Origin of the sequence: Candidatus Nitrospira nitrificans (genome assembly GCF_001458775.1) — a bacterium.
In the GTDB taxonomy this organism is placed as follows: domain Bacteria; phylum Nitrospirota; class Nitrospiria; order Nitrospirales; family Nitrospiraceae; genus Nitrospira_D; species Nitrospira_D nitrificans.
Genome location: NZ_CZPZ01000006.1, coordinates 65990 through 91175, shown reverse-complemented (window position 1 = coordinate 91175; position 25186 = coordinate 65990). Strand labels below are relative to the sequence as shown.

The 25186-nt window shown below is 56.3% G+C and carries 23 protein-coding genes; 16 read left to right on the top strand and 7 right to left on the bottom strand.

What is annotated here, in order from left to right; translation table 11 throughout:
- Positions 1 to 47: 47 nt before the first annotated feature.
- Together gyrA and COMA2_RS05380 are read left to right on the top strand one after the other, a co-directional pair.
- A complete protein-coding gene (gene gyrA, locus COMA2_RS05385) occupies positions 48 to 2525 on the top strand; it encodes a DNA gyrase subunit A (RefSeq protein ID WP_090895335.1) in 2478 nt (825 codons plus the stop codon).
- 25 nt (positions 2526 to 2550) lie between these two features.
- Positions 2551 to 3168, top strand: coding sequence for a hypothetical protein (locus COMA2_RS05380; protein WP_139077083.1), 618 nt, complete (start codon positions 2551 to 2553; stop codon positions 3166 to 3168).
- Here COMA2_RS05380 and COMA2_RS05375 read toward each other — a convergent pair.
- Positions 3095 to 3598, bottom strand: coding sequence for a DciA family protein (locus COMA2_RS05375; protein ID WP_090895332.1), 504 nt, complete (start codon positions 3596 to 3598; stop codon positions 3095 to 3097). The two genes, COMA2_RS05380 and COMA2_RS05375, sit on opposite strands and share 74 nt — an antisense overlap.
- 50 nt (positions 3599 to 3648) lie before the next feature.
- On the opposite strand from COMA2_RS05375, the gene smpB reads away from it, so the two are divergent.
- Positions 3649 to 4122: an SsrA-binding protein SmpB gene (gene smpB, locus COMA2_RS05370; protein WP_090895330.1), complete on the top strand. Its 474-nt coding sequence runs from the start codon at positions 3649 to 3651 to the stop codon at positions 4120 to 4122.
- A gap of 1134 nt (positions 4123 to 5256) precedes the next feature.
- On the opposite strand, the gene COMA2_RS05360 is transcribed toward smpB, so the two are convergent.
- Genes COMA2_RS05360 through COMA2_RS05345 form a run of 4 tightly spaced genes read right to left on the bottom strand, consistent with a single transcriptional unit; the run spans position 5257 to position 8470 of the window.
- Positions 5257 to 6693 (bottom strand): sensor histidine kinase, encoded by a 1437-nt coding sequence (locus tag COMA2_RS05360; protein ID WP_090895327.1) that lies wholly within the window; start codon positions 6691 to 6693, stop codon positions 5257 to 5259.
- Complete coding sequence (locus COMA2_RS05355) at positions 6690 to 7373, bottom strand: response regulator transcription factor (RefSeq protein ID WP_090895325.1); 684 nt, start codon at positions 7371 to 7373, stop codon at positions 6690 to 6692. Before COMA2_RS05355 ends, COMA2_RS05360 begins: the two co-directional genes overlap by 4 nt.
- A 42-nt stretch (positions 7374 to 7415) precedes the next feature.
- Positions 7416 to 8033, bottom strand: a complete 618-nt coding sequence (locus COMA2_RS05350; protein WP_090895324.1) for a hypothetical protein — start codon at positions 8031 to 8033, stop codon at positions 7416 to 7418.
- Entirely contained in the window at positions 8030 to 8470 is a 441-nt protein-coding gene (locus COMA2_RS05345) for a ferredoxin-thioredoxin reductase catalytic domain-containing protein (RefSeq protein ID WP_090895399.1), read from the bottom strand. Before COMA2_RS05345 ends, COMA2_RS05350 begins: the two co-directional genes overlap by 4 nt.
- Before the next feature lie 99 nt (positions 8471 to 8569).
- Between COMA2_RS05345 and COMA2_RS05340 the strand changes: the two genes are divergently transcribed.
- The 11 genes from COMA2_RS05340 (at position 8570) to folE (ending at position 20427) form a co-directional block, all read left to right on the top strand.
- Positions 8570 to 11566: a nitric oxide reductase activation protein NorD gene (locus tag COMA2_RS05340; protein ID WP_175304412.1), complete on the top strand. Its 2997-nt coding sequence runs from the start codon at positions 8570 to 8572 to the stop codon at positions 11564 to 11566.
- 13 nt (positions 11567 to 11579) lie between these two features.
- The gene (locus tag COMA2_RS05335; protein ID WP_090895320.1) at positions 11580 to 11990 is read left to right on the top strand and encodes a hypothetical protein; all 411 of its coding nucleotides are present in this window, start codon (positions 11580 to 11582) and stop codon (positions 11988 to 11990) included.
- A 154-nt stretch (positions 11991 to 12144) separates the two neighbouring features.
- The gene (mdh, locus tag COMA2_RS05330; RefSeq protein ID WP_090895397.1) at positions 12145 to 13083 is read left to right on the top strand and encodes a malate dehydrogenase; all 939 of its coding nucleotides are present in this window, start codon (positions 12145 to 12147) and stop codon (positions 13081 to 13083) included.
- Between the two features lie 162 nt (positions 13084 to 13245).
- Positions 13246 to 13833, top strand: a complete 588-nt coding sequence (locus COMA2_RS05325) for a urate hydroxylase PuuD (protein WP_245630890.1) — start codon at positions 13246 to 13248, stop codon at positions 13831 to 13833.
- A gap of 388 nt (positions 13834 to 14221) precedes the next feature.
- Positions 14222 to 15703, top strand: a complete 1482-nt coding sequence (locus COMA2_RS05320; protein WP_217490635.1) for an Eco57I restriction-modification methylase domain-containing protein — start codon at positions 14222 to 14224, stop codon at positions 15701 to 15703.
- A complete protein-coding gene (locus COMA2_RS05315; RefSeq protein WP_217490634.1) occupies positions 15700 to 16659 on the top strand; it encodes a BsuBI/PstI family type II restriction endonuclease in 960 nt (319 codons plus the stop codon). The genes COMA2_RS05320 and COMA2_RS05315 overlap by 4 nt, the downstream gene beginning before the upstream one ends.
- A 343-nt stretch (positions 16660 to 17002) precedes the next feature.
- Positions 17003 to 18304 carry an NADH-quinone oxidoreductase subunit NuoF gene (gene nuoF / locus COMA2_RS05310; protein WP_090895319.1) on the top strand — a complete coding sequence of 434 codons (1302 nt, stop codon included), beginning with the start codon at positions 17003 to 17005 and terminating at the stop codon, positions 18302 to 18304.
- A gap of 219 nt (positions 18305 to 18523) precedes the next feature.
- On the top strand, positions 18524 to 18859 hold the full coding sequence (locus COMA2_RS05305) for a 2Fe-2S iron-sulfur cluster-binding protein (protein WP_090895317.1): 336 nt from the start codon (positions 18524 to 18526) through the stop codon (positions 18857 to 18859).
- A 75-nt stretch (positions 18860 to 18934) separates the two neighbouring features.
- Positions 18935 to 19255 (top strand): iron-sulfur cluster insertion protein ErpA, encoded by a 321-nt coding sequence (gene erpA / locus COMA2_RS05300; protein WP_090895315.1) that lies wholly within the window; start codon positions 18935 to 18937, stop codon positions 19253 to 19255.
- 102 nt (positions 19256 to 19357) lie between these two features.
- Positions 19358 to 19762, top strand: a complete 405-nt coding sequence (locus COMA2_RS05295) for a 6-carboxytetrahydropterin synthase (protein ID WP_217490633.1) — start codon at positions 19358 to 19360, stop codon at positions 19760 to 19762.
- A gap of 17 nt (positions 19763 to 19779) precedes the next feature.
- Complete coding sequence (gene folE, locus COMA2_RS05290) at positions 19780 to 20427, top strand: GTP cyclohydrolase I FolE (protein WP_090895313.1); 648 nt, start codon at positions 19780 to 19782, stop codon at positions 20425 to 20427.
- Between the two features lie 32 nt (positions 20428 to 20459).
- Here the strand turns inward: folE and COMA2_RS05285 are convergent, their stop codons facing one another.
- A complete protein-coding gene (locus tag COMA2_RS05285) occupies positions 20460 to 21287 on the bottom strand; it encodes an alpha/beta fold hydrolase (protein WP_090895312.1) in 828 nt (275 codons plus the stop codon).
- A gap of 79 nt (positions 21288 to 21366) precedes the next feature.
- On the opposite strand from COMA2_RS05285, the gene COMA2_RS05280 reads away from it, so the two are divergent.
- Together COMA2_RS05280 and COMA2_RS05275 are read left to right on the top strand one after the other, a co-directional pair.
- On the top strand, positions 21367 to 22662 hold the full coding sequence (locus COMA2_RS05280) for a replication-associated recombination protein A (protein ID WP_090895310.1): 1296 nt from the start codon (positions 21367 to 21369) through the stop codon (positions 22660 to 22662).
- Positions 22663 to 22712: 50 nt separating this feature from the next.
- Positions 22713 to 23105, top strand: coding sequence for a PilZ domain-containing protein (locus COMA2_RS05275; protein WP_090895308.1), 393 nt, complete (start codon positions 22713 to 22715; stop codon positions 23103 to 23105).
- A gap of 81 nt (positions 23106 to 23186) precedes the next feature.
- Here COMA2_RS05275 and COMA2_RS05270 read toward each other — a convergent pair whose 3' ends face one another.
- Entirely contained in the window at positions 23187 to 25028 is a 1842-nt protein-coding gene (locus COMA2_RS05270; protein WP_090895307.1) for an ABC-F family ATP-binding cassette domain-containing protein, read from the bottom strand.
- Positions 25029 to 25186: the final 158 nt, after the last annotated feature.

Here is a 25186-nt window from a genome sequence, read left to right as displayed (position 1 = left end):
GGGTCCTTGCGCTTCACGTTTCACGAGATCCGCTTCACGAGGATAGAATGCCACCTGATGAACGTTTAGGCCACATCGCGATAGAAGACGAGATGAAGTCGTCATACCTCGATTATGCGATGAGCGTGATCGTAGGACGAGCCCTGCCCGACGTCCGCGATGGGCTTAAACCGGTCCATCGCCGCATCCTGTTCGGCATGAACGAAATGGGCCTCGCCTCCAATCGGGCCTACCGCAAGTCAGCCAAGATCGTGGGCGAGATCATGGGCAACTATCACCCCCATGGGGATACGGCCATTTACGATACCCTCGTGCGGATGGCGCAGAACTTCAACATGCGCTATCCCCTCGTCGACGGCCAAGGCAACTATGGCTCGATGGACGGCGATTCAGCGGCCGCGATGCGCTACACCGAAGCGCGCATGACCAAACTTGCCGAAGAGATGCTGGCCGACATCGACAAGGAAACCGTCGATTTCGGCCCGAACTACGACGAATCAAGGCAGGAGCCGCTGGTGTTGCCGAGCAGGGTGCCGAACCTTCTCATTAACGGAGCGGGCGGCATCGCGGTCGGCTATGCCACGAATATCCCGACGCACAACATCGCGGAGATCATCGACGGATCGCTTCTGCTGTTGGAGAATCCGGACGTCACGATCGCCCAGTTGATGAAGAAGATCCCGGGGCCGGATTTCCCCACGGCCGGGTTCATCTACGGCATGAGCGGTATCAAGGAAGCGTACGAGACCGGTCGGGGTCTCTTGAAGTTGCGGGCAAAAGTCGTGGTCGAGATCGATGAACGCACCGAGCGCGAACGGCTCATCGTCACGGAGATTCCGTATCAGGTCAACAAGGTGTCATTGATCAAAAAAATTGCCGAGCTGGTTCAGGAAGACCGGATCAAAGGCATCTCCGATTTGCGGGATGAGTCATCGGACCGTGAGGGAGTCCGAGTGGTCATCGAGCTCAAGCGAGGTGAAATCCCGCTGGTTGTGCTGAATAATCTGTACAAACACACCCCGCTTGAAACCACCTTCGGCGTTATTATGCTGGCGCTGGTCAACAATCGTCCCGAAGTTCTGAATCTGAAACAAATTCTGCATCATTTCCTCGACCACCGACGGGAAGTCGTCGTCCGCCGCACCGCCTATGAGCTGCGTAAGGCGGAAGAGCGGGCCCATGTTCTCGAAGGGCTTAAGATCGCACTCGATCATCTCGATGCCGTGATCACGCTCATACGGAGGTCGCAATCGCCGGACGAAGCGCGGGCCGGGTTGATCCGGCAGTTCGGTCTCACCGATATCCAAGCTCATGCGATCCTCGACATGCGGCTCCAGCGCTTAACGCAGCTTGAGAGGACCAAACTCGTCGAAGAGTATCAAGACGTGCTGAAGCAGATCGAGTATCTGAAGTCCGTCCTCGCCAACCAAGAACTGGTTCGGACTATCATTAGGGGGGAGCTGACCGAAATTCGGGAGGCCTATAAGGACGAGCGGCGGACGCAGATCGTCAAGGAAGAGGCGGAAATCAGCCTGGAAGATCTGATTGCCGCGGAAGAAGTGATCGTCACGATCTCTCATGCCGGATACATCAAACGAAATGCCGTGTCGCTCTATCGTGCCCAGCGGCGTGGAGGCAAAGGCAAGATCGGCATGGGGATCAAAGAAGAAGATTTCGTCGTGAATCTCTTCACGGCCTCCACCCATGATTCGCTGCTCTTTTTCACGGATGCCGGCAAGGTCTATTGGTTAAAGGTCCATGAAATTCCTGAAGCCAGCCGTGCCGCGAAGGGCAAAGCGCTCGTCAATCTGCTCGCGCTGTCGAGTAATGAAAAGGTCACGGCCACATTGCCGGTGAAAGAGTTCAGGGACGATCGGTATATCGTGATGGGCACCAAAAAAGGCATCATCAAAAAGACGGAACTGTCTGCGTTCAGCAATCCACGGCAAGGCGGGATCATCGCCTTGGGACTTGAGAGCGGCGACAAACTGATCGGTGTGCAACTGACTGATGGACAGCGGGAAATTCTTCTCGGGACACGGCAGGGCCTCACCATTCGATTCAAGGAAGAAGAGGTGAGATCCATGGGTCGAATGGCGTATGGCGTGAAAGGCATCACGCTCGAAGAAGGAAACGAAGTTATCGGCATGGAAACCATCACCCCTGATTCCACGACATCCATTTTGACCGTCACGGAAGGCGGCTACGGCAAACGAACGCCCGTGGGCGAATATCGCATTCAGGGTCGTGGCGGCAAAGGCATCATCAGCGTCAAGACGACGGAGCGAAACGGTCTGGCCGTGGGATTCCTTCAAGTACGAGATGACGACCAAATCATGTTGATGGCGGCGCAAGGGAAGGTGCTCCGTTGCAAAGTGGACGATATCCGGGAGATCGGCCGGAATACCCAAGGGGTCCGCATTCTCGACCTCGATGGTGAAGGAGATCGAGTGGTGGGCGTCGCCAGATTGGCGGAAGTGGTCGAACGAGAGGACGCGGGTTCGGAAGACGCCCCCGAAGCCTAATCCGACCGAGCCGCGCAGTGGTTCCATGCATGAGCAAGTGTCTTCTCCCATGCCTCCGTCTTCCTCCGGTCCCAAGACCAAGAAGCCGCTGGATATCGTCGTCAAGTTCGCGCTGAGCGTCTTCGTTGGATCGTTCGCGTTGATCTGGGGGGGTATGTATCTCAGCCGTCCCGATCGAACGATTCCTCCGTATACCGTCGGAGCTCAGTCCGGCCCCATCGTGACGACTGATGTTCCTGCAGGGACGGAAGATGATCAGATCGAAAAACTCTTAAAACGGTTTCGGAAAGTCGGCCATCAGACGCGCGATTTCGGTCCCATGAAGATCTACCCGACGACTCCAGGCGATTCAGAAGGCCGGTACCGGCACATTGTGATCTATGTGTTCGATGATCACAGGCGGACGGATCCCGAAGTCCTGGCGAGGTATCTGGGCGGAGATGGGGGAGTGATCAGGGACTATGAACATTCGATGCGTGGATACTATCGCTTACAGGATCAGGAGGAAGAAGGGGGACTGGGGCCCATTCCCAAGAACCACGATGTGTCCAACGACACGAGAATTCTCTTTAAGGGACGCGTGACGGACCCCTTGCCGGTGGAGGCGGAGCCTGGACCAGGTAAGCCGATATCACCTTTCTGAAGTGTTCCCGGAGCGCGGGATCTTGAATGACGGTGGTATGCGAGCATACCTCAGCTGAAGACTCCTCCGGCCGAGGTGTTCCGAGGTCGGTGGTGAGACATGATGAAGAAGCCGCCGAATCGGCGGGAATTTCTCCGACACGACACGCAATGTCGGTCACGCATTCCGTTCCGAACTCTGCCTGCAGTTTGGTCAAGAGCGCCGGCTTGAGGAACGTCAGTTGTTGCAGCCAGACGGAGTTTCTGACGACGAGGTAGAGCTTCTTGAAGCGGATCTGTGCCGGCCAGGTGTGGGACGCCATGGGCTCGCCCACGAGCTCATGCCAACGACGCTGCAAGCGAAGTTCCAACAGTCTCGATTCAAGACCCAGCCGCTTGGAAAGACCGGACAGGATGTTCCCAAAGGAATCGAGCGTACGAGGGCCAGCCATGTGGCATCATAGGCGGTAGCAGAGAACGGATCAAGGCATCGGTTCAGTTCATGGCCAAAGAGACAGATGATCAGCAGGCAGTCGTCGCCACCAATCGGAAGGCGTACCACGATTATTTTATCGAGGAAAAGTTTGAGGCTGGCATTGTCCTCAAGGGGACCGAGGTGAAATCGCTTCGTGACCGGCGAGTGAATTTACAGGACAGCTACGCCAGTGTGAAAGAGGGGGAGGTTTTTCTTCATCACTGCCACATCAGCCCCTACAGTCACGGCAACATGATGAACCATGATCCGATCAGGACCCGCAAACTGCTCCTACATCGAAAGGAGATCAACAAGCTCCTGGGGAAAACCCAGCAGAAAGGCCTCACGCTGATTCCGCTCCGCATCTATTTTTCAGCGCGGGGCCAGGCCAAGGTCGAGCTCGGGCTAGCCAAAGGAAAGAAGCAACATGATCGCCGAGAATCGATCAAAGCTCGGGAGGCCGGCCGAGAAGTGGAACGGGCGATCAAAGAACGGAAGTGAGGAGGACATTCGCGACCCGTTCGAAGGACGCCGTGTCGCCGTCCATAGGCAAGACTGCGGACACGGCGCGCTTCAGGAATATGTCGGCGAGAGGACGCTCCTTTTTACTCACGGTCGAGGAACGCCAGCTTGTACATCGTTCCGAAAACAGCGGTCAGCGCGAGCAACGCAAAGAATAATGTCGTCATGGTCTTTACCTCCTGTTACGATCAACTCACTTGAATAAAAGATAATGCTCGAACATGAATGGGCGATGATGAAATTATGAAGAAGTCTTCATAATTCAACGAGAGCCAGCTAACTCAGTTCCGTCCACCGGCGAGCTGCACCATTGCGTACAACACTCCGAATATAGCGGCCAATAGGAACACTTCGATAAAAGAAATCATGATTGTTGTCCACCCCCTTTCACTTTCATGTTTTTATACACCGTCAAGATGAAGTCTCCATGATGAAATCGTGAAGAGTCCTTCATGTAGAAGGTTTCCTCAATGGGCTATGAAGCACATCTTAGTATTCCTCTGATGTTCCATGTCCTGATCCTCAACGTGGTGCAAACACGGAACAGCCCGGTATAAAGCAAACCTTGCAACGTGCATCTGCTTTGCGCGATGCCATGAGTCCCTCGTCAAATATCGCGAGAGGGATCTTCCGACCTATCATCTCGTCGGCTGTATCACGGACTGTTCGTCCGGCCGAGTGCGTCCCCACGATAATTGCTTGTCCCAATCCCGCCATAACGTACGGAAAACACACCATGGAAGCATCGATTATATTGGCCATGTTGTTCCCTTCCTTTCTATGGACTCTTTCGTAAAGTATTTACAAATTCAGCATAGCGGACCGTCGTGAAGAGATTATGAATCCATAGTGAAGATCTCTTCATGTTCTCGCTGGAACACGGCTGCCGCCGATGTTATTGTGCCACGGCGCCCGGCGGGCTCTCTCTATCCCAATGATAGGACTTCATGGGGACAGGCTATCGAAAGAACGTTTCGCGTTGGTTATGGTCGTGTACTTGTGTGAAGAGATGCTGCGATGGCCTAATCAGAGGTGGGTGAGGATAAGCGCCGCATGAGAACGCCGTGCGCACGCACGCGCTAAAGCGGTCGGAGCCAGGCGCTTCGAGAATCGCTAGGCAGAAACCGTCTGCTGAGGGAGAGCCGGCAAGCGCAAAGTGAAGATGGAGCCTTTGTTGACTTCGCTTACGACGGAAATGCTGCCGCCGTGAGCCTCCATGATTTCCTTCACGATAGGAAGTCCCAGCCCGGTACCGGCCGAATCTTTCGCCCTGGCCCAATCGGTGCGGTAGAATCGCTCGAACAGATGGGGAATATTCTCCGGCTCGATTCCGTGGCCCGTGTCCTCGACCGCCACCGCCACCTCTTGGCCGACGGTCTGCAGTCGGATGGTGACGGCTCCACCGGATGGAGTGTAACGCAGCGCATTGTCGAGCAGATTGATCATGGCCTGTTTGAGCCACTGGGCATCGCCGAGCACGAAGGGAACCGGTTGAGATTCAAACCGTAAAGTGATCTGACGATCATCCGCCAAGAGCATCAACTCATCCACAAGCTCTTGAATGAGAGGTTCCACGGCGAGCGGCACGAGATTGACCGGCGGTTTACTGCTGGTGAATTTCGCGAGCGTCAAGAGTGGACGGGTCAAGGCGATGAGCCGATCCACTTGCTGAAGATTGTTGAGTAACACTTCATGATATTCTTCCGGAGTCCTCGCTTTCATGAGCGCCACTTCCAGGTTTCCCTGCAGGATGGTCAGGGGCGTCTTCATTTCGTGGGCGGCGATTTCACAAAAGTTCCGTTGGACCTCACTGCCTCGCTGGAACTGATCCAACACGGAATTGACCGCCTGGGTGAGTCGCCGAAACTCTCGATAGGGTGAATCCATCGTCAAGCGTTTTCCAAGGTCGGATTCCGACAGGGTTTCCGCTCCCGTACACAACGCGTCAATGGGAGCCATCACTTTCTTTGCCAGCCAGAGGCTGCCGACCCAGGCCAGGATCAGAGTGGCCCCGGATCCAAGGGCGAGCAGAAACACAAGGCCATTCAGAGTTTCCTGATAATGGAGCAGCGAGGTTTCCGCCTGCAAGATGTACCGCGCATGGTCCTTACCGGTAAAGAAGAGGAACAGGTGCCGCGCAGGCGTCCCATCGGGCGCGTCGAGGGTCTCGAACCAGATGTTCTTGAGTCGGACCTGCTCCAACACGCGAGGGGGAAGCGACTCTTGCGCGGTCGCGTGCGCGCTTCTCCACAAGAGCGAGCCGTCCGTTGAAAAGATACGAAGGGCGTGAGTCACATCGGGCAGTACCTGTTGTTCCGTGGCGCTGTGAGTCAATTCGTTGGTCGGAGCGGAGTCCTTGCCGCCGGGTTCAAAGAATTCGGGATGCCACTCCACAAACTCGGCTAGGGTTTCCGCCAATACGAGCAGCCGTCCATCCACAAAACGATGGAGCAAGATCTCACTCGTGGCATACACGAGAGCGGAAAAGAGGAGAAGCCCCGCCATCAAGACGAAGGCGGACCAACTGATCAAACTACGCAGGGATTTCATGCGGAGGCGTCCGGCTCTTCCAGCATATACCCGGCGCCACGCACCGTGGCGATCAAGGCTGGCGAAAAGTCTCGGTCGATCTTTGCCCGGAGGGCTCGGATGTGGGCGTCGACGATGTTCGTCATGGGATCATAGCTGATGTCCCACACATGTTCGATGATCGCCGTTCTCGTGAGCACACGATTCTTGTTCCGCAAGAGGAACTCCAGCAGGGCATACTCTTTATTCGTCAGGGAGATTTCCTGTCCAGCGCGCCAAACGCGATGAGACGCCGGATCCAATCTCAGGTCGGCCGCCTGCAGATGGGCGAGTGGTTGAGAACTACCCCGGCGCAACAGCGCTCTGATCCCAGCCAACAATTCCGCGAAGGCGAACGGCTTCGCCAAAAATTGATCCGCGCCCGTATCAAAGCCGGAGACCTTGGTCTCCACCGTATTGCGCGCCGTCAACAGGAGCACCGGAGTGGAAATGCCCTTGTCGCGAACGCGACGGCAGAGAGTCAGGCCGTCAAGCTTCGGCAACATGATGTCGAGGATCAAGAGATCGTACGCGTTGTTCAACGCCAACAACAAGCCTTCTTCACCGTCGGCGGCTACATCCACCACATAGTGCTCTTCTTTCAATCCCTTTCTGATGAATTGAGCCAGATCGGCATCGTCTTCAACGAGCAGAATTCTCATGGCCTATCCTCATGACCGGACCACACGAACGGCAGCGGTGGATCAACAGAGGATGCTCTTGCAGTCCGTGACCACCAGGTTGGTTGCTTTTTCGTCGACCTCGAGATCCATGGTCAGCCAGGCGATCCCCACGGCTCGTTCATCCTGGTGGGCTCCCCCGCTCCCCTCGAGCAGGCTGACGACATAATAGCGGCCGGCCGGAACTTTCGTGAACCAAAAATGACCGGTCGGATTGGCCCTCGTCGCACGAAGATAGGGAATCAGTTTCTTATCGGTCAGCAGTTGAGCCATGACCTCACGAAGGCATTCCACAGGCGACCCCTGCGGCATGGGGCTTTCCGAGGACGATGCTCCGCCTTTTGACGGGCAGGAGTTCTCCCGCACATGTTTGTCGAACCAGGAGCGAGTAGAGGAAACCATCGGAATCAAGTAGATCGAGGCGCCGGCCTGAGTCACGGCTTTTCCAGAGGATGCGCGCAGGAATACTTGTCCGGCCGCACTTCCTCGACCTTTTGCCCTGTAGGCGAACAGCTCTTTCTCGTTGAAGGTCGGTGGGTTCGATGAGCCCGACATCACCGCCTGTGCCGGTGCCGCGTGGAAGCTGCAGATCAGCAGCAGACTGATGAACGAGTATCTGAATTGCCCGTCACGCCACCTCATGTCGAGGAAGCCGACATTGACGTGGACTCGTCCGGCTCGGTTGGAGTCCGGACAGCCTTGTGCTTGAGGGCGCGACCCTTGTCAGGGGTCGGATCAATGACCACACCATACACTTCTCGACCTTCATGGCCTTCCGGCAAATATTCGGTAATCGGCATCCCGTCTTCGCGAACGAACAGGAGGCAGTGGCAGTATTTGTAAATTTGCATTTCATCGCACGCGCAGATCCAACGTCGGAGCTTGGCTTCGGCTGCTTTGTCCTTGTAAAAATTACAGGGGCAGAGCGGTTTCCCAAGTTCGTCGATATGAGACCCTAATCCCTTGACCACCGCCTCCGTCACGGCAGGGTTGGGATGCATGGTGGTCCCGCTTTTCTCGGCAAATCCTTGCACGAACTTTCGTATCTTCTCGAGACTTTCCTCTGTCGGCTCAGCCATGGACCTCCTCCTCTTGAGCGACGATGGGCAGAAGCGCTAGTTTACAAGGGTAATTCGCTGCTTTACAATCCGTCACTCAACGGATTTTCGTCCTACGCCATGACAGACATGTCGAGTCAACAGATCTTGCTCCAACGGGTGGTCCGCGAGGTGAGTCCGGCGGTCGCAGAGCCGCTGGTGACCCGTTTGCCGCAGGCCACCGGCAAACCGGATGCTGCCGCACGGGCACTGACCCTGCTCGATGAACTCCAGGAGTTGTCCGAGAAAGCAGCTACTGCGGCGTTGGCGGCAGTGCCTGAGCTCGACCGGCGCGGCGGACTTTCGCATATTCTTTTATGGCTCGATCTCGGGGTCGCACTGGCTGAATCTTCCGGGGCATCCGCGCTCAAATATTTCAAGGATAGTCCCATGGTCCTCGGGCTGATCGAATCAGCCGATGCGCGCACCGAGGTTCTGACCATCGGTCTGGAAATCGCCGAGCAAGATGCCAACGTCGCGCTCGAATACATCCGGCAGGCTCCGCAGATTCTCGCCGATGTTCCGACTGCACACGTGCGACCCTGGCTCGATATCAGCATAGAACTGACTCAGGTCAATGTCGTCGTCGGGCTTGAGTTCATCCGACAGATCTCCAAACTGGCCCCTGTGCTGCCTTTGGAAAGCGTGAGGGATTGGGCAACCGTGGGCATGAAATTGATTGTGCCGAATAGCCTAGGGAAGCCGGATTACGTGGCGACCATGGAGTATCTCAGAACCAGCCCGGCCATTCTGAGAAACATCGAACACCCGGCTATTCGGGAAAAGGTCGTGTCCCTGTGCCTCGTGCTGGCCGAACATTCCCCCGAGTCCGGCATGACGTGGCTTGCAGAATCACCCGACCTCTTGGGAACGTTGCCGTCGATGGAATGGCGGATCCGGCTGTTGCAGTACGGCGCTTTGCTGGCGGAGAAGCATGCCGAAGCGACACTCGAGTACCTGCGTCGCGCCCCGGAACTCGCCGGACTCATCGGAGATCGACCCGAAGCGCTCACACGATTTGAAAATTGGTTTAAGGCCGGGATGGAAGTCGCGGCCTACAGCCCAGACGGAGCGCGCGCCTATTTTTCAGTGGAGTCGCGGAAAGCGCTGGCTTCGGTCGAACAGGCCTTGAGCGGCGTGCCGTTTCGGCTGGTCGCGCGACGGGTGAAACTCTTCGTGCAGGGACTCTGTGGAGCGGATGTCGCCGTGGCGGCGCTTCCGGATTCGTTGACGGCACCGGTTCGCGCGACGGTCAGCGGAGACGGGAGCGCCATTTCGTTCCCGGCGCTGCTCCGTCGGTATCCGACGGCCGTGGAAAACGAGCGTCTCTATCTCGTGATGGCGGCCCATGAAGCCGGGCACTTGGAATTCGGTACGTATCGACTCAGGCTCGACTCCCTGGCCGATCTGATCGAAACCGTGAGACAGCGTTATGGCCGAACCAATGAAGCGAGACCAGGGACGCTGGCTGCGCTGTTTCAGCTCTATCCGAATCCTGCCCTGGTGCGGGACCTCTGGACCGTGCTGGAAGATGCGCGTATCGAATTCTTGCTGCAAACCGAGTATCCGGGACTTCGGTGCGATCTCGCTCGATTGGCTGCTGAATCCATCGTCCCACGCGATCCTGCGCAAGGGGTGATGCCGAAAGAACTGGTCGTCGACTGCCTCCTCAGACTCTCCACCGGTGAAGCGGAGGATACCGCAGTACCCAAGGCTGTGCGGGAAGAAGTCTCGATTCTCTGGAACATGTGCCGGTCCGTTCTCAAGACCACGGCTACGGCGGAAGAAACGGTTCGGGTGGTCGATCAGGTCTCTGTCCGGTTGGAGGAGCTGCTGGCGGCTCGCGGCGCGATGATACCGGCGGAGCGGTGCGAGGAACAAAAAGATGTGGAAGCGGGACAGACGAAACCGGAGCAGCCGGGCGACCAATACCGAGCAGTGACCGACGTGGCCTATCGCGGCGCGATGAATCCTGAGTTCATCACGTGGAGCCCGGAACGGTTCGACCGGCAACACAAGTCTCCGACGGAATCGGATCGTTCTCCGGGGGAACACGTGCGGAGCGGGGACCACGAACCCGGAAGCGGCGACATGTTGCGCGAAGGGCGATCATTGCCGTCGGTCGTTGAACAATGTCTGACCCTTGAAATCGATGCCCCACAGACTCAGGAAACAATGGCTCACGGCGAACGAGCCGTCCTCTACCCTGAATGGGACCATCGGATCGAGGATTATCGGATGAATTGGTGTCGTGTGGTCGAACGCCCAGCGGATTCTGGGTCTGACGAATTCGTCATGAAGACGTTGGCCACGCAGCGGAGTACCGTCAAGTCGCTACGCCGGTTTTTTGAAGGCTTGCGACCGCCGGCCTTTCGCCGCGTCGCGGGGCAAACCGACGGCGAAGAGGTGGATCTCGATGCCGTGGTCCGACGAGCCGGAGAACAGCGGGCAGGGGCGGAAGGCGACGATCGGCTGTACATCCGGCGGGAAAAACGAACGCGTGACGTCGCGGTGTCCTTCCTCATCGACATCAGTGGATCAACCAGTCGAGACCTGGGAACCGGTCGGCGGGTGATCGACATTGAGAAAGAAGGTCTGGTACTCCTGTGTGAAGCGCTGGATGCCGTCGGCGATCAGTACGGACTCTATGCCTACTCGGGCCAAGGACGAGGGAATGTCGAGTTTCTCACGATCAAAGATTTTGACGATCGACTCGGGGCGACGACGGCGCATCGGCTTGGTGGCCTGGCTCCTCGTCATCAGAATCGAGACGGTGCCGCTATCCGGCACGCCACGGCGAAGCTGGTGGCGCGGGACGCCAAGAACCGCGTCCTCGTGCTGCTGAGCGACGGCAGACCATTGGATGATCAGTACAAGGATGAATACTCGTTGGAAGATACAAAGGCGGCGCTGCGGGAAGCAAGACGACGGGGAATTGAGACCTTTTGTGTGACGATCGACCGAGATGCGGAGACCTATCTGCGCCGCATGTATGCCGAGGCACGGTACTGCGTCATTCATAGCGTCGAAGCCCTTCCAACAAAGCTGCCGCTTCTATACAGGCAATTGACAGCGTAACTCCATCAAGCGTATGACCAACTCGACAGGAAAGCCGACGGTTCCCCCCTGGTTGTATAAGCTCTTCACGGGGCATCAGTATCCCTATGTCCGTCGCCTAGCCAAGTTCGGACAGGCGGTGAAACCCGGCGAAGATCGTCCGGAGCCGACGAAAGAGATGATCGAAGCCAAGTTCTGGGAAGTCTATCCTCGGTGCCGGATGAAGGTACTGCAGGAAGTCAAAGAAGGGATGATCGTGGTCTTTCATGACTTGGGCGAGTATCCTCCGGGCGGCTTTCAGGAACTCGTCGACAATCCGGAAGAGTTTTTGGCGAACACGTTCGGCAAAAAGAAGATCAAGGTCAATTTCTATGACGAAGAGAATTTCGTCTGCACGATCAACTTCAAAGTTGCGGGCTGGACGGAGCACGAAGGTGGGCATTGACGGTCTCACGATGTCTTTGTGCTCGCGCACCGCGCACGCAAGTTTATCGAATTTGACACCATGGGCGGTGCTCGGTGCATGCGCGCAGTGAAAGACATCCTGAGGCCGTCAACTTGGAGGATGAAAAAAGGAACTGAGGATTGAGGTGGAAATGATGGCACGACCGAAAATCACGGTAGTCGGTGCGGGAAACGTCGGAGGGACGACGGCGCAGCGGTTGGCCGAAAAAGATCTCTACGACGTGGTATTGGTCGATATCGCCCAAGGAGTTCCACAAGGCAAGGCACTCGATATTTCCCAGGCGGGGCCGGTCTGTGGATACAGCACGCAGGTGGTCGGCACCAACGAGTACAAGGACACGGCCGGATCGTCGATCGCCGTGATCACGTCCGGCATGCCGAGAAAGCCGGGCATGAGTCGCGACGAGCTATTGGCGACGAACGCGAAAATCGTCAAATCCGTCGTGTCGGAATTAGTCTCCCGTTCACCGAACATTATCCTGATTCTCGTGACCAACCCCTTGGACGCCATGGTCCATGTGGCGCATTCCGTCAGCGGTCTTCCCAAATCGAGAATCATCGGCATGGCGGGCGTGTTGGATTCGGCGAGAATGCGCACCTTCATCGCCGCGGAGCTGAATGTGCCGGTGACGGAGGTGCAGGCCATGGTGTTGGGCGGCCACGGCGATACGATGGTGCCGCTGCCGCGCTATACCACCGTGAGGGGCAGGCCCGTGTCGGAACTGATGTCGAAAGAGAAGCTCGACGCCATCGTCAAACGAACACGGGATGGCGGAGCTGAAATCGTCGGCCTTTTGAAAACGGGCAGTGCCTTCTATGCTCCATCCGCTTCGGCGGTGGCGATGGTTGAATCGATCCATAAGGACGAGAAGCAGGTGATGCCTTGCGCGGTCTTGTGTGACGGGGAGTACGGCCTGAAGAACGTGGTCGTCGGCGTGCCGGTGAAGATCGGACGGGGCGGAGCCGAGCAGATTCTGGAGTATGAACTGACGAGTGATGAGCGGGCGGCGTTGGAGACGTCGGCCAACGCGGTGCGGGAACTCTGTCGCACCGTGGATCGGCTGATGGCGTAGGGCGGTCAATCGTCATTAGTCACCGGTCATCGGCGGGTAGAACGAGTCTTCACTATCGGCCAATGACTGATGACCGATCGGCAATGGCTGCTTGACATTCGAAGAAATACTCCAGTACAGACATCGGGCTAGACAGTCAACCGTTTTTGAAGAGAGGGAGCTATGAAATTTCTTGAAGATCCGATGCAGACGATGGGAGTGGGATTCGTGCTCACCATCGTGTTGGTAGGGATATATTTGGGTTTGACCGGCATCAGCGCGGGTGAAGGCGACTGGGGCCAGATGATCCTTCGCTGGGTGCACTTCCTGGCCGGGATCACGTGGATCGGCCTCTTGTATTTCTTCAACTTGATCAATGCCTCGTTCTTGAAAAGTTTGGATGGGCCGACCAAGAACATCGTGATTCCGAAACTGATGCCGGCCGCGCTCAATTGGTTCCGACATGGAGCCACGGTGACCGTGCTGGCCGGCGTGTTGTTGTATGGCCACATGTATCATAAAGGCGGAACAGGAGCGGTGGCCTTGGCGATCGGCGGGTTGCTCGGCATCATCATGATGGGCAACGTCCATGGCATCATCTGGCCGAACCAGAAGAAGATCATCGCTGCCGTTACGGCAGCCGCGCAGGGCACTCCCGCGCCGCCCGAAATGGCGCAATGGGGACGGACCGCGTTGCTGGCTTCTCGCGTGAATTTTATGCTTTCGATTCCCATGCTGTTCTTCATGGGAGCCGGCAGCCACTTCAGATAAAATTTCCAATTCTGCGCCGGTGGGGTACCCCACCGGCGACAGTGACCTTCCAGATTAGGGTCCTCGCCCGCGACGCTCTGCTTCTCCGTGCAGTTCCATGACGGCGTCATCTCCCAATGATGCAACATCCTGGCATTTGCTACGGCGAGGACTCACGCCATATTACGGTTTCCTCTAAGTGGCTGGCGGGATCACAAGATAATGGGAGCTCTGCAAGAAATAGCGCCATAGTATCTCATTGAAACGCCAACGGTTACGGCATTATGCTTGGACAATTCGATAGCGCGGGTGCGGACGGAAACCGCATATCGGTTCTTCCTGAGGATCGTCGCGGCGCCTCGCGCTTGCAGGTGATCCGCGAGCCAGTAAGATCATTAGGAGACGGCGATTGCTGTCAGAAGTTGAACAAGCTCGGTTGCGGTTGTCCAAAGGTACTGACGGGAAGAAGAAAGCTCAGTTCGGTCAGTTCCTGACGCCTGCGAGGACTGCGGCCTTTATGGCTGGTCTTTTCCCAGCCGCCGATGGCATCTGCCACTTGCTTGATGCAGGCGCTGGTATTGGATCGCTTACTGCGGCCTTTCTGGAGCGATGCCGTTCCGGTGACCTTCGCTTCCAACGCGTGGAACTCGATGCGTTCGAGATCGATGGTTCACTGCACGCCCAGTTGGCCCAGACATTGTCGAAGTACCGCAGTAGCATGTTTTTTGCGCATGTATGTGGTGACGATTTCATACACGCGGCCGTCGATTCGCTTTCCGGGGACATGTTCGCAAAATCATTCCCAAAATATAGTCATGCCATCCTTAACCCGCCATATAAGAAGATAAGCGGCAATTCCGCTCATCGACTGGCCCTGCGTCGCGTCGGTATCGAGACGGTAAACCTATATTCGGCCTTTGTGGCGCTGGCCGTTGCACAAGCAGCACCTGGCGGGCAGATCGTGGCGATCATTCCGCGCAGCTTTTGCAACGGGCCGTATTATCGCCCCTTCCGTGACTTTATCCTTGAGCGCGCAGCTATCCGACACATCCACTTGTTCGAGTCACGCAGTACAGCTTTCAAGGATGATGCGGTCCTTCAGGAAAATATCATTGTGCGTCTTGAGCACAGTGGCCTACAGGGTTCTGTGACAGTTTCGACGTCGACCGATGATACCTTTTACGACCTTGTTAGCTTTGAACACGCGTTTGAGCGGATCGTGTTTCCCTCCGACCCGGAGCGGTTTATTCATGTGCCCACGTCGCCTGAGCTGAACGGGATCGAACTATGTCCTACTATCCAGTACACGCTGGCCGACCTTGGTATCAAAGTATCGACAGGACCAGTAGTCGATTTCAGACTCAAGGAGCACCTGCGTGCCATGCCTGGAGAGAGCACGGTTCCCTTACTTTACCCCGGCCATTTCTCCGACGGCGAGATCACATGGCCCATCGAAGGCATGAAGAAGCCAAATGCCATCGAACGCAATGCCCACACTGAAAAATGGCTTTATCCGACCGGCTACTACTGCGTGGTTCGACGCTTCTCGTCTAAGGAAGAAACGCGCCGGATTGTGGCAAGCGTAGTCGAACCCACCGCATTCGGAGGCGTGCCTATGCTGGGGTTCGAAAATCATCTAAACGTTTTTCACGGCAACAGACGTGGTTTGCCCCAAGTACTGGTCCATGGACTGGCCCTGTTCCTGAACACGACCGCAGTTGACAAGGCTTTCCGTCGTTTCAATGGTCATACGCAGGTCAACGCAACCGACCTGATGCTCATGAAATACCCCAGCCGCGATGTTCTAACGCGGCTGGGCGAATGGGCCATGGAACAGGAGGATCTCACTCAAAGCCTGATAGACGCTAAGTTCGGGGCCGTGGCTGCATGACCACCAACATGAGAAGCCGCTACATCAAGGCCGCGCATCAGATTCTTGCATCACTTGGGCTACCTCGTGCACAACAGAACGAGCGGTCGGCACTCTGTCTGTTGGCGCTGCTCAACCTCACGCCGGAGAGGCCGTGGTCGAAGGCTGAAAATCCACTTATTGGCATTACACCCATCATGGATTGGGCTCGTGAACATTACGCCAAAGAATATGCGCCGAATACGCGCGAAACTGTCCGTCGTCAGACCATTCACCAGTTCTGTGATGCGGGCATCGTGGTTTACAACCCAGATCAGCCCGACCGTCCTGTGAACAGCCCAAAAGCTGTCTATCAGATCGAGCCTGACGCTCTGTCCTTGCTGCGCACTTTCGGGACGCACGCGTGGCATGATGCGCTGACGGGCTATTTGACCAGACGCGAGACGCTGGTCGCCCGCTATGCCAAGGAGCGCAAGCAAAACCGTATCCCGGTGAGGATTGCGCCGGGGAAAGAGATTACCCTCAGTCCTGGCGAACACAGTGAACTGATCCGAGCCGTAATAGAAGACTTCGCTCCGCGCTTTGCGCCGGATAGCCTGCTGGTTTATGCCGGTGACACAGGGGACAAGTGGGGATACTTCGATGCCCCTTTACTGGCCGAATTGGGCGTCGATGTGGAATTACACGGCAAGATGCCAGATGTAGTGCTGCATTACACCGAGAAGAACTGGTTGCTACTGGTCGAGTCGGTCACCAGCCATGGGCCGGTTGATGGCAAAAGACATGAAGAGCTTGCTAAGCTCTTTGCCAAGTCGACTGCGGGGCTGGTTTATGTCACTGCCTTCCCGAATCGGGCCATTATGAGCCGCTACCTTGGGGAAATTGCGTGGGAAACTGAGGTGTGGGTTGCGGATGCGCCATCTCACCTTATTCACTTCAACGGCGTGCGCTTTTTGGGTCCCCATAGGGCGCCCTAGAAATGGTGAATCAGTGTTGGGTTCCACAGTATCCGATGTTTGCACGACTTCGATAATCACCAGCAGCTAGCGTATAAGCGTCAGTGCCGGTTGGACTCGAGCGTGACCGCCGTCGCGATAACCACTCTCGACAGGCTCCGTCATGGCAAGCTTTTGAGCCGACACCATCATCATGGTTTCTCGAATCTGTTTCTCTCCCTTGCCCGCTATACCCAGCCCTCCCGTAGGCCCCTAGCCCTAACTGCTTGAGATTCAGGCCCATTTCGGCTTCGTTGCCTTGACGGATGAAGAGATGGAGCCGTATAGTACGGCTTCAGCCTTGAGGAGTCACTGACGCATCGTTATGCCTACTGCCGCAGAACCACGCCTTGTCCAACAGATGGAAGGAGCCCCTTGGGAGATTGAGGGGTATCTCAAAGTCGGTGGCTATGAAGCCTGGAAGCGTTGTGTGAAGGAGCTAAAGGCGACTCAAGTGATTGATGAGCTGAAGAAATCAGGCCTGCGTGGGCGAGGTGGTGCTGGATTTCCGACTGGCATCAAATGGGACAAGGTGCTCAACCACCGGGTGAAAGAGCGCTATTTCGTCTGCAATGCCGGCGAACACGAACCCGGCACGTTCAAGGACCGCCATTTGTTGAAGACTTTGCCGCACCAGTTGATCGAGGGCTGTTTGATTGCGTCGTTCACGGTGCAGGCGAAAGCCTCCTTCATTTATGTGAATCATGAGTACCATGAGGAACAGCAGAATCTGAAAAAAGCCTTGGCCCAGGCAAAAGAACAGGGACTTCTTGGGAAGAATGTGCTCGGCAGCGGAATCGATATTGAACTGGAAATGTTTGACGGCCACGGCAGCTACGTGGCGGGTGAAGAGACGGCGATGCTCGAGTCGATGCAGGGCCGTCCGGCCATGCCCAGGCAGAAGCCTCCGTTCTACCCGACGGACTTCGGCCTTTATGGCAAGCCGACTCTCGTCAATAACGTGGAGACGTTGTGCAACATCCCTCGTATTCTCCATAAGGGTGCCTCGTGGTTTACAGAGGTGGGGACGGAAAAATGCCCAGGCACCATGATGTTTTCGCTGAGTGGAGCGGTCAATCGACCCGGTGTGTATGAGATGCCGATGGGTGTGACGATCCGCGATCTGATCGAACAATGCGGGGGCGGCGTATCCAATGGCCGCAAGATCAAGGCGGTTTTTCCGGGTGGGCCGGCGTTTTCCATGGTGACGGCTGATCAGCTCGACCTTCCCATGGACTTTGATTCGTTGAAGAAAGCCGGGACAGGGTTAGGGTCAGCCGGCGTGATCGTCGTCGACGATGCAACCTGCATGGTGGCTAAGACACTGCACTTTTCAAATTTTTTCAAGAACGAGAGTTGCGGCCAATGTCCGCCCTGTCGGATGGGAACCATGAACTTAGCCGCGCTGATGACGAAAATTGAAGCAGGGCAGGGTACTCAAAAGGATCTCGATAGCATGTTGCAGCTCTGCGGCTTTGTGAAAGGAACCGGGTACTGCACGCTCGTGACCGGGGCCTCCGTTTTGGTGCAAAGCAGTTTGAAGCTGTTCCGGCACGAATACGAAGATCATATTCGGCTGCAGCGGTGCCCCTATCAGGAAGCACCGGCAGTGGTTGCTCATTTCTAGGAGGCAGCGGAAGGTATTAATGCGGGAACAACCTCAGGATGCTCAAGAAAGCCGTCCAGCAAGGCCTCAACAAACGAAGAGACGAGGCGTACGCTTCGGTACGTTGAGTCTCTGAGCCCGTATTCGCGAGGCGTGCGATGTGACCTGCCTCGCGAAGCCGCTTGGGCAAGGCGGGGAACGCCGCTGACGGAGTTTTTCAGTATCCTGCGAGGAGGAGTCATGCCGCGGGTGACATTTCTTCATTCAGACGGACGAAGCGGGGATGTGGAAGAGAACATTTCGCTTCTCGAGGCTGCAAAAGAAGTAGGTTTTCGGTTGAACCACGACTGCGGAGGAAATGCTTCCTGCACGACCTGCCGAGTGGAGGTCCAGTTGGGGCATGAGCATCTCTCGGAGATCGATTTCGACGAGCAAGACCTGCTGGATCGGGAGGCGTTGACGCAGCCCTGGCATCGTCTGGCGTGCCAGGCACGTGTCTTAGGGGATGTTGTGGTGCGTGTGCCGGAAGCCAAATGGGAGAATCCAAAAACGGCCACATCGGAAGCATGGGGTTGATATTCGAGTAAGAGGTGTTAGACTATCACTCTAGCTTACGGTGGTGAGCTAGACGACTTATAGAGGAGGAAGCCGATGGTTACGATTACACAGGTTGCGGAACAGAAGATACGCGAGTTGATGGCTGAAGAGAAGGACGTAGTGGGGCTCCGGGTATATGTCCGTGGTGGTGGATGTAACGGCTACCAATACGGTATGGCCTTCGAGTCCAAAATGGCCGAGGATGACACCGTCATCGAGATGGGTGATGTGAAGGTCATTATGGATTCTCAGAGTGCGCCGTTGCTTCAAGGCGCGGAAGTGGACTACGTGGACAGTGTGCAGGGTTCTGGCTTTTCGATCAAGAATCCCCAGGCCAAAACGACGTGCGGCTGCGGCAGCTCGTTTAGCGCATAAGCGTCCTCGTCAGAATGCCGACCAATGGACCTTTCAGCAAGGACCGCTCGTACCCCGAGCGGTCCTTGCTATTTATGCCGTTCACCAGAGACACGCAATCGAATGTCGCAGGTACACGTGACGAGGCGTTATCGATTTTGCGCCGCCCACAGGCTTCACACTGATCAGCTCACGCCTGAGGAAAATTGGGCCGCGTTCGGAAAATGCAATAATCCGAACGGGCACGGGCATAACTACGTCGTGCTGGTCACGGTTCAAAGCGGAGGAACCCAAGAGATGTGGGACCTCAACCGTCTCGACCAGCTGGTCAACGAGAGGATTATCGATCGGTTCGATCATCGTGACCTCAATAGCGACCCGACGCTGGAGGGACTCACGACCACCGGGGAGAACATCGTCAAATTGATCTGGGATATTTTGGAGCCCCAATTGCCCGACGGGTGTCTGTATAAAGTAGGTGTCATCGAGACGAGAGACAACTACTTCGAATATGCAGGCGTCGCTTGAAACGACGAGGGAATGGAGTGAGAAAGCAACAGAAGAGAGACAAACGACGAGAACGAGTTGAGGACACCAGCGGGAGCGGGAAGCCGGCTGACTTACCGGTGCTCCAGTCGCTCGTCACCGAAATGCTCCTCGCGCTGGGGGAACGACCGGGTCGCAACGGTTTGCTGAAAACGCCGGAGCGCGTGGCCAAAGCACTGGCGTTTATGACGCAGGGCTATCAGCGTGATATCGACCATCTATTGAACGGGGCGCTGTTTCCGATCGAATACGACGAGATGGTCATCGTCAAAGACATCGATTTCTTCAGTATGTGTGAGCACCACCTGCTCCCGTTTTTCGGCAGAGTGCATGTCGGCTACTTGCCGAACAAGAAAGTCGTCGGTCTCAGTAAGATTCCGCGGATCGTCGATACCTTTGCAAGGCGGCTGCAGGTACAGGAACGGTTGACGGTTCAAATCGCCGAAACTCTCAGTAACAAACTGAACGCGCACGGCGTGGGTGTCGTCGTCGAAGCGCGGCATCTCTGCATGATGATGCGCGGGGTGGAGAAACAGAATACCGTGGCCGTCACCAGCTCTATGTTGGGGGCGTTCCGTAGCCAATCCCAGACGCGCGTAGAGTTTTTGAAATTGATTCGCCACGGCCGCGTCAGCGATCCAGACTGATCGCTCAGACGGTACCCCTCTCACCCACCCGTTTATCTCGGTGCCTTCAAAATAAATGAGCAGATGGTCTCATTGAACAGGTCCGGCTGCTCGAGATTTGAAAGATGGGCGGCTCTTGGAATGATGGTCAAACAGGCACCGGGAATATGGTCGGCCATGAGTTTGGCGTCCGCCGGCGGGGTGGGAAGGTCCTGCTCACCGACGATGATCTGGGTGGGACAGGTGATCTCTTTCAAAAGCGTGACGGAGTCGGGCCGTTCGGCCATTGCCATCAAGCCTCCGGCTATGCCGCTGACTTGATTGCGGTCGATCATCCTTCGCACTCGGCGCACCAAGTCCGGCTTTGTCTGGACTGTCGCGGGACTCAGTAATTTCGGGATCATGAGATCGGCAATGGCCGATGATCCGTTCTTGTAGGCAGTCTGCGCCATCTGAAACCGCGCTTCTTTCCCTTCTGCTGTATCGGCCTGCGCTCTGGTGTCAGCGAGCACCAAGCCTGTTACGCGGTCTGCATACTTGCGGTAGAGAGCAAACAGGATATAGCCGCCCATGGATAATCCGACAAAAACCGCCTGTCGGATCGAGAGGTTATCAAGAAGCCCGATCACATCGGCGGCGGCTTGGTCCAGAGCATATCGCCCGAGCGGCGCGTCGGATTCCCCATACCCGCGCAGGTCGACTGTAATAACCCGGAACTGTGATGAAAACCGGGATTCCTGCTCTACCCACATGGTGCGGTTAAGCGGAAAGGCGTGAAGAAAGATGAGGGGAGGGCCGGAGCCCTGATCGTTATAAGCGAGGGTGATGCCGTTGACCTGAGCTTGCACAGTCTGCTCCGTAGGTTGCGGTGTTCGTACCATCGGCCGCCTGTATGGTCAAGAGGCTATTTGCGATCATCCGGCACGGAGTATACAATTTCAGATCGTTCCGAGGAGTACGATGACTCGCGCTCGTGACCAAGCTCCTGATTTGTTCACGCCTCCAGACCGCGAAGACACGGTCGAGGCCCCGCTCGCCGAGCGGATGCGGCCGCGTGTGTTTGCCGATTTCGTGGGGCAAGACGATATTACGGCGCCGGATCGGCCGCTTCGGCGGGCCATCGAGGCCGACCAACTCTCGTCCGTGATTTTCTGGGGGCCGCCCGGTTCGGGGAAGACGACGTTGGCCCATCTGATTGCCCGGCATACGAAGGCGCAATTTGTTCCGTTTTCAGCCGTAACCAGCGGTGTGCCTGAGTTGCGCACGATCATCAAGGCAGCCGAACAACGTCGGTCGATCAATGGGCAGAGGACCATACTTTTCGTCGATGAAATCCACCGCTTCAACAAAGCTCAGCAAGACGCGTTTCTCCCGCATGTCGAACGGGGCACCGTCATTTTGGTCGGTGCAACCACAGAGAATCCTTCCTTCGAAATCATCAGCCCTCTCTTGTCCCGTTCGCTGGTGGTCCTACTCAAACCGCTGACCGAGGAAGCATTGGGTCAGATTCTAGATCGTGCGCTTGCCGACTTCCGCTGGGGGCTGGGCAAATGGAAGGCGCGTTTTTCATCGGAGGCACGACAACGACTGACTGCGTTCGGCAATGGTGATGCGCGGGCGCTGCTCACATCATTGGAATTTGTGGTGACACAAGCGCCTCCAGGACCCGATGGCGAGCGCGTGATCGATGCAGCGATGTTGGAAGCGGCCCTCGGCAAGAAATCCTTGCGCTACGATAAGTCAGGCGAGGAACACTACAACGTCATTTCAGCCTATATTAAAAGCCTGCGCGATTCTGATCCGAATGGAGCGCTGTACTGGCTGGCTAGGATGCTGGAGGCCGGCGAAGATCCGAAATTCATCGCTCGGCGGATGGTGATCTTTGCCTCGGAGGACATCGGCAACGCCGCCCCCCTCGCCCTTCTCGTCGCCACATCGGTGGCGCAAGCCGTCCAGTTCGTAGGGCACCCAGAGGCGCAGATCAACTTGGCTCAAGGTACCACATACCTGGCCTCACGACCCAAAGACAACGCGTCTTACGTTGGTCTCTTGGAAGCGCTCCAGGACGCCAGAACCTACGGCAATCTTGGGGTTCCGCTTCATCTCCGGAACGCCGTGACCTCCTTCATGAGGGACCTAGGCTATGGAACCGACTACCGCTATGTCCACGACGACCCGTCGGCGCGCACCGAACAAACCCACCTCCCACCGCCACTCAAAGGCCGACAGTACTACCGCCCAAAGCCTCTGGAATAGGGCCGATTGTCATGGTTTACATTCTTGTCTAATCGGTTATACTTAGAGAGATGAAGCGAGGTCAAGGAAAACCGTCGGCCGGCGTAGTTGCACTGAGTGAGCGGAGGAAATTTGTCCGAGCCACCTTGGTCGGTTCCGCCTTGGTGTCGCCGAAGAAGGGCGGGCGTGCCTGTACCGCAGTCTTGGATAATGTGAACATGATCGGGGCCGGGCTTCACACTAAAGATCGCTTCCCTTCGAGCGAGAAAGTCACCGTCTCGCTCGCCTTCCTCGATTCCGATCGAGTCGAACAACAGGAAAAACTCGATGGGACGGTCGCCTGGGTCAGGCCCTGGGAAAAAAAAGGATTCTTGATCGGTGTCGTCTGGGATGAATTGGTGACGAAAGAGAAGAACCGCTGGCTGTACTACTATCTAGAAGAAACCCTCAAAGCCTCTGTCTAACGGGCCCCGGAAAAATTCAATTAATACCCGCTATACGCGGTCCGGTTGTTTCATCCACCAGCCATAAGACGAATCATAGGACTACCCCAACAAGACCAGCTGTTGTTTGACGTTTTCTAATTCAGCCGACAGGGATTCCCACCGGGCGGTCAGCCGCTCAAGGTCGCGCTTCCACTCTCCCTGTTCATGATGCAGAAGGTTCCACCTGTCGAACTGTTCGTAGAGCTTCGGATCGGCCAATTCTGTCTCGCGGGTCTTGATCTTCTCTTCGGCCTCGCTAATCTCCGTTTCGGCGCGTGATACCTGCTTCTCCAATCGAGCCTGCGTCTTGGTGAGATCACGTCGCTCTCCACCGCGCCCTTTTGGTTGAATCTGTTGAGCCATCGCTCTGGTAGGGCCGGAAGAGGAAGGAGAGGAGGCTCGTTCGAGTTCTTCGCTCGTTTCTTTAATCGATTCAAACTCTTGGGCCTTCTTCCACAAATAATATTCGTAGTCCCCGATGAAGTTACGCGCCTGTCCCTCTTCAATCTCAACGACCCGGGTGGCGATGCGCGCCAGAAACGTCGGGTCATGGGAAATGAAGATGATGGTCCCAGGGAATTCAGCCAATGCATCCGTGAGCATATCCACGGAGGCTGGGTCCAAATGGTTCGTCGGCTCATCGAGCAGCAAGGTATTAGCGGGTTCGACCAGCATGCGGGCGAGGGCCACGCGGTTTCGCTCACCCCCGCTCAACGCCTTGATCGGTTTTTTCTGATCCTGACCAGAAAACAAGAAGGCGCCGGCGATGCCGCGCAGGAAATTCATTTCTGCATGTTTGGTGACTTCTTCCAGCGATTCGAGAATCGAATGTTCGGGATTCAAGGTTTCGGCCTGATGCTGGGCGAAGTAGTGCAATGTCACGCCGTGTCCGACGGTTCTGGTGCCGGTATCGGAAGGAAGGACACCGGCGAGCATCTTCAAGAGGGTACTCTTTCCGGCTCCGTTCTCACCGACCAGGGCGATACGTTGGCCACGCTCTACGGAAAAATCGAGCGTCTTGTACACCACTTTTTCGCCGTAGCGCTTACTGGCTCCAGCCAGGTCTAATACCTGACGGCCGCTGGCCGACGGGAGGGGAAACCTGAACTTGACTCGTTTCGGATCGCGCTGGATTTCAATCCGCTTGACCTTATCGAGCTGCTTCAGGCGCGATTGAACCTGACTGGCTTTGTTCGCCTGGTATCGGAAGCGATCGACAAACTTTTGAACCCGAGCGACCTCTTTGGATTGGCGAGCCGCCGAGGCCTGTAGCTGAGCGTCCTTTTCAGCTTTCAGTTTGCAGAAGAGTGAATAGTTGCCACGGTATTCCTCGATCTTATGGTGCCGTAGTTCCCAGATGTGCGTGACGACGCGATCCAGAAAGGCGGTGTCGTGGCTGATGATCAGGAGGGTCATGCCCGACTGTAAAAGAAACTGCTCGAACCAGCGCTGTGTCGGCTTGTCCAAATGGTTGGTCGGTTCGTCCAGCATGAGCACGTCGGGATTGGACAAGAGCAGATGCCCCAAGGCGACCCGCATCCGGTAGCCTCCGGACAGTTTCTCGACGGGGCGATCGAAGTCGACCTCCGTAAATCCCAACCCCATCAAGATGCGCTTGGCTTCGTGCTCAGGGTACTCGTCGCGATGTGTGGCATCGAGGACAGTCTTGCCGGTAATGGTTTCGAGTTCCTGTGGAAGGTAGCCGATTCGAAGGCGAGGTCGTTTACGGATCGAGCCTTCATCAGGTGACTCTTCGGCTAGGATCATACGAAAGAGTGTGGTCTTACCGGTGCCGTTCGGTCCAACCAGACCGACTCGTGAATGTGGGCGAAGATGCGCAGAGGCCTCGGAAAGCAGGACTTTTGTGGAATATTGCTTGCTGATGGATTCAATCTGGAGCATCGGGACAAACCTTCCGTGTAATGATTATGGGATGACTGGGTCACCCGAGATAAACTTGAACGAGGGAAACAGCTAGTAGGTCGGAAGGCGAGGGAGCTGAAGAAAGTTGAGCATAAGTGAGACGTACAACGGAAACATTACGGTTACGCGAAACCTTC

Excerpts from the sequence above, each read along its gene's own strand:
- COMA2_RS05345 (WP_090895399.1), bottom strand. The coding sequence starts at position 8,470 with ATGGCTGAGCCGACAGAGGAAAGTCTCGAGAAGATACGAAAGTTCGTG.
- COMA2_RS05280 (WP_090895310.1), top strand. The coding sequence starts at position 21,367 with ATGACTCGCGCTCGTGACCAAGCTCCTGATTTGTTCACGCCTCCAGAC.
- COMA2_RS05355 (WP_090895325.1), bottom strand. The coding sequence starts at position 7,373 with ATGAGAATTCTGCTCGTTGAAGACGATGCCGATCTGGCTCAATTCATC.
- erpA (WP_090895315.1), top strand. The coding sequence starts at position 18,935 with ATGGTTACGATTACACAGGTTGCGGAACAGAAGATACGCGAGTTGATG.
- COMA2_RS05270 (WP_090895307.1), bottom strand. The coding sequence starts at position 25,028 with ATGCTCCAGATTGAATCCATCAGCAAGCAATATTCCACAAAAGTCCTG.
- COMA2_RS05340 (WP_175304412.1), top strand. The coding sequence starts at position 8,570 with ATGACAGACATGTCGAGTCAACAGATCTTGCTCCAACGGGTGGTCCGC.
- COMA2_RS05325 (WP_245630890.1), top strand. The coding sequence starts at position 13,246 with ATGAAATTTCTTGAAGATCCGATGCAGACGATGGGAGTGGGATTCGTG.
- smpB (WP_090895330.1), top strand. The coding sequence starts at position 3,649 with ATGGCCAAAGAGACAGATGATCAGCAGGCAGTCGTCGCCACCAATCGG.
- COMA2_RS05285 (WP_090895312.1), bottom strand. The coding sequence starts at position 21,287 with ATGGTACGAACACCGCAACCTACGGAGCAGACTGTGCAAGCTCAGGTC.
- gyrA (WP_090895335.1), top strand. The coding sequence starts at position 48 with ATGCCACCTGATGAACGTTTAGGCCACATCGCGATAGAAGACGAGATG.
- COMA2_RS05375 (WP_090895332.1), bottom strand. The coding sequence starts at position 3,598 with ATGGCTGGCCCTCGTACGCTCGATTCCTTTGGGAACATCCTGTCCGGT.
- COMA2_RS05335 (WP_090895320.1), top strand. The coding sequence starts at position 11,580 with ATGACCAACTCGACAGGAAAGCCGACGGTTCCCCCCTGGTTGTATAAG.
- nuoF (WP_090895319.1), top strand. The coding sequence starts at position 17,003 with ATGCCTACTGCCGCAGAACCACGCCTTGTCCAACAGATGGAAGGAGCC.
- COMA2_RS05305 (WP_090895317.1), top strand. The coding sequence starts at position 18,524 with ATGCCGCGGGTGACATTTCTTCATTCAGACGGACGAAGCGGGGATGTG.
- COMA2_RS05275 (WP_090895308.1), top strand. The coding sequence starts at position 22,713 with ATGAAGCGAGGTCAAGGAAAACCGTCGGCCGGCGTAGTTGCACTGAGT.
- COMA2_RS05315 (WP_217490634.1), top strand. The coding sequence starts at position 15,700 with ATGACCACCAACATGAGAAGCCGCTACATCAAGGCCGCGCATCAGATT.
- mdh (WP_090895397.1), top strand. The coding sequence starts at position 12,145 with ATGGCACGACCGAAAATCACGGTAGTCGGTGCGGGAAACGTCGGAGGG.
- COMA2_RS05350 (WP_090895324.1), bottom strand. The coding sequence starts at position 8,033 with ATGAGGTGGCGTGACGGGCAATTCAGATACTCGTTCATCAGTCTGCTG.
- COMA2_RS05380 (WP_139077083.1), top strand. The coding sequence starts at position 2,551 with ATGCATGAGCAAGTGTCTTCTCCCATGCCTCCGTCTTCCTCCGGTCCC.
- COMA2_RS05295 (WP_217490633.1), top strand. The coding sequence starts at position 19,358 with ATGTCGCAGGTACACGTGACGAGGCGTTATCGATTTTGCGCCGCCCAC.
- COMA2_RS05360 (WP_090895327.1), bottom strand. The coding sequence starts at position 6,693 with ATGAAATCCCTGCGTAGTTTGATCAGTTGGTCCGCCTTCGTCTTGATG.